Below are 3547 nucleotides of genomic sequence, written 5' to 3'. Positions count from 1 at the left end.
CCGACGAGGCAGACGCCAGGTTCCGCGCCGCCGCGCCGTATCTGGACGACGGCCGGGCGACGGGCAACGCGCCACTCGACCTGTGCGCCTTCTGGCCGGTGCCGAACACGAGCGATCCGCACATCGTCGACGTCGAGGGACTGCCGACGCTGGTGGTGGTCTCGACGACCAACGATCCGGCCACGCCCTATCAAGCGGGTGTGGAGTTGGCTGCTCAGCTGCGCGGCGATCTGGTGACGTACGAGGGCACCCAACACACGGTCGCCTTCTCGGGCGTCGAGTGCATCGACGATCCGTTGGTGAACTACCTCGTCGATCTGGTTCCGCCAGGGGATGGATTGCGGTGCTGACGTACTACCTCACGACCTGGGAAGGGCGCTGAGAGTTTCACGAAGTGAGACCGAATTCACGATGTAACACAGATTTAACTCCGTTTGCTTACTCTCGCGTTCATGGATCGTCAAAAGGAATTCGTGCTCCGGACCCTCGAAGAGCGCGACATTCGTTTCGTCCGCCTCTGGTTCACCGATGTCCTCGGGTACCTCAAGTCGGTGGCCATCGCCCCCGCCGAGCTCGAAGGGGCATTCGACGAGGGAATCGGTTTCGACGGTAGCGCCATCGAAGGATTTGCGCGGGTGTCCGAGGCCGACACCGTGGCCAAGCCCGATCCGTCCACGTTCCAGATTCTGCCGTGGTCCACCAGCAAGGGTCACCAGCACTCGGCGCGGATGTTCTGCGACATCGCCATGCCCGACGGCTCGCCGTCCTGGGCCGACTCACGCCACGTGCTGCGTCGTCAGTTGAGCAAGGCCGCGGACCTCGGATTCAGCTGCTACGTGCACCCCGAGATCGAATTCTTCCTGCTCAAGGACGCCCCCCAGGACGGCTCACCGCCGACTCCGGCCGATAACGGCGGCTACTTCGACCAGGCCGTGCACGACTCGGCCCCGAACTTCCGCAGGCACGCCATCGACGCGCTCGAGTCGATGGGAATCTCGGTCGAGTTCAGCCACCACGAGGCCGCACCCGGCCAGCAGGAGATCGACCTCCGCTACGCCGACGCACTGTCGATGGCCGACAACATCATGACCTTCCGCTACGTGGTCAAGGAAGTCGCCATCGAGGAGGGTGTGCGCGCGACGTTCATGCCCAAGCCGTTCAGTGATCAGGCCGGCTCCGCGATGCACACGCACATGAGCCTGTTCGAGGGCGACGCGAACGCCTTCCACAACCCGGACGACCCGATGCAGCTCTCGGAGACCGGCAAGTCTTTCATCGCCGGCATCCTCGAACACGCCAACGAGATCAGCGCCGTGACCAACCAGTGGGTCAACTCCTACAAGCGACTCGTGCGCGGCGGAGAAGCACCGACCGCTGCGTCGTGGGGACCGGCGAACCGCTCGGCACTGATCCGCGTGCCGATGTACACCCCGAACAAGGCATCCTCGCGTCGCGTCGAGATTCGCAGCCCTGATTCGGCGTGCAACCCGTACCTCGCGTTCGCGGTGCTGCTCGCGGCCGGTCTTCGGGGAATCGAGAAGGGCTACACCCTGCCGCCCGAGGCCGAGGAAGACGTGTGGGCACTGACCTCCGCGGAGCGTCGCGCCATGGGCTACAAGGAACTGCCGGGCAACCTCGATCAGGCACTGAACGCGATGGAAGCTCCGAACTGGTCGCCGAAGCACTGGGCGAGCACGTCTTCGACTTCTTCCTCCGCAACAAGCGTCGCGAGTGGGAGGAATACCGCAGCCACGTCACGCCCTACGAGCTGAAGGCCTACCTGGGTCTTTAACAGCACGGCGTCGTCATGGGCTACGTTCTAGTCGATCGTGAATGGTAGTTCCGATGCCGGCGCGGGCACCCTCGCGTCGCATTACTGACGACGGGGTAAAACTGTGGCACGCCGAGGTGGATTTTAGATGGTGCGTCCTCCGACTTCCAGATCCGTCGTTCCCGGACCGGGCCGTCTCGGCCTGGTCGAAGAAACTGCGCCGTCCGATCTGAGCACTCTCGGATGGACGGATGAGGACAGCCTCGAGCTGCTCTGGTCGCTCTCGCGTGCGCCCAATGCCGATCTCGCGCTCCGCACCCTGGTGCGGTTGTACGAGTCGCTCGGTTCCGGCTGGTCGGAGTTCGACACGGCGCTGCGCACGGACAAGGGATTCCGCGGCCGCATCCTCGGTCTCGTCGGTGCCTCCAGTGCGCTCGCCGATCACCTTGTTGCCGACGACAGCACCTGGCGTCTGCTGCTGACCAAGGAAGGTCAGAGCAGCGGAGTCTCGGCCAAGATCGAGCTCCCCACCAAAGCCACCCTGGTCGCGGAACTGCTCGAGGCCGTCGGTGCCGAGCCCGAGACCGGCCCCAACGCCGCACCGGACCTGTACCGCGCGTCCCTGATCGGGCCGCCCGCCGTGATCGCGCTGCGCAAGAAGTACCGCGACCAGATCATGGTGCTGGCGGCATACGACCTCGCCGCGACCGTCGAGAACGAACCCGTCCTGCCGTACACCGTGGTCGGAGCGCAGCTCTCCGACATGGCCGACGCAGCGCTCACCGCTGCGCTGGCCGTCGCCGTCGCCACCGTGTGCCCGGACGCCCCGTGTCCGACGCGTCTGGCCGTCGTCGCAATGGGCAAATGTGGTGCACGCGAACTCAATTACGTCTCCGACGTCGACGTCGTGTTCGTCGCCGAGCCCGCCGACTCTCAAGCGAGCCGCATCGCCGGTGAAATGATGCGCATCGGGTCCTCGGCATTCTTCGAGGTGGACGCGGCACTGCGCCCCGAGGGCAAGCGCGGCGAGCTGGTCCGCACGCTGGATTCGCATGTCGCGTACTACAAGCGCTGGGCCAAAACCTGGGAATTCCAGGCGTTGCTCAAAGCTCGCCCCATGACCGGCGACATCGCGCTCGGCAACGATTACGTCGACGCGGTCAACCCGATGGTGTGGTTGGCCAGCCAGCGCGAGGACTTCGTGCCCGAGGTGCGCGCCATGCGGCGCCGAGTCGAGGAGATGGTGCCGCCGGAGCTCCGCGAGCGCGAGATCAAACTCGGACGCGGAAGCCTGCGGGACGTCGAATTCGCGGTCCAGCTCCTGCAATTGGTGCACGGTCGAACCGATGAGTCGCTGCGCGTACTCGGCACGACCGACGCACTGACCGCGCTCACCGAGGGCGGCTACGTCGGCCGCGACGACGCTGCGAACCTGACGGCCTCCTACGAGTTTCTTCGGCTGATCGAGCACCGCCTGCAGATGCAGCGAATGCGTCGCACGCACACCCTGCCTCCTCAGGACGACGAGGAAGCCCTGCGGTGGCTGGCACGTTCGGCGCACATGCGACCCGACGGCAACCGCGACGCCCTCGGCGTACTGAACGCCGAGATCAAACGCAACGCGCAGCGCATCAGGCGGTTGCACGCGAAGCTCTTCTACCGGCCGTTGCTCGACTCGGTGGTCAAGTTCGACTCCGAGACAGTACGTCTGACCCCCGACGCGGCGACGCGTCAGCTCGCCGCGCTCGGCTACGCGACCCCGCAGAACGCGCTGGG

Annotated in this window: 2 protein-coding genes and 1 pseudogene; all 3 read left to right on the top strand. The window is 65.6% G+C overall.

What is annotated here, in order from left to right; all coding sequences use genetic code 11:
- On the top strand, positions 1–350 hold a 350-nt coding region (locus RHBS_RS25690; protein ID WP_145977610.1), incomplete at its 5' end, for an alpha/beta hydrolase.
- A 102-nt stretch (positions 351–452) separates the two neighbouring features.
- A pseudogene (gene glnA / locus RHBS_RS25685) lies at positions 453–1792 on the top strand (type I glutamate--ammonia ligase).
- Between the two features lie 127 nt (positions 1793–1919).
- A partial coding sequence (locus RHBS_RS25680; RefSeq protein ID WP_128646811.1) for a bifunctional [glutamine synthetase] adenylyltransferase/[glutamine synthetase]-adenylyl-L-tyrosine phosphorylase occupies positions 1920–3547 on the top strand: 1628 nt, incomplete at its 3' end.

Origin of the sequence: Rhodococcus sp. BS-15 (genome assembly GCF_000813105.1) — a bacterium.
Classification (GTDB): Bacteria; Actinomycetota; Actinomycetes; order Mycobacteriales; family Mycobacteriaceae; genus Rhodococcoides.
This window is presented reverse-complemented; position numbering and strand designations above follow the sequence as displayed.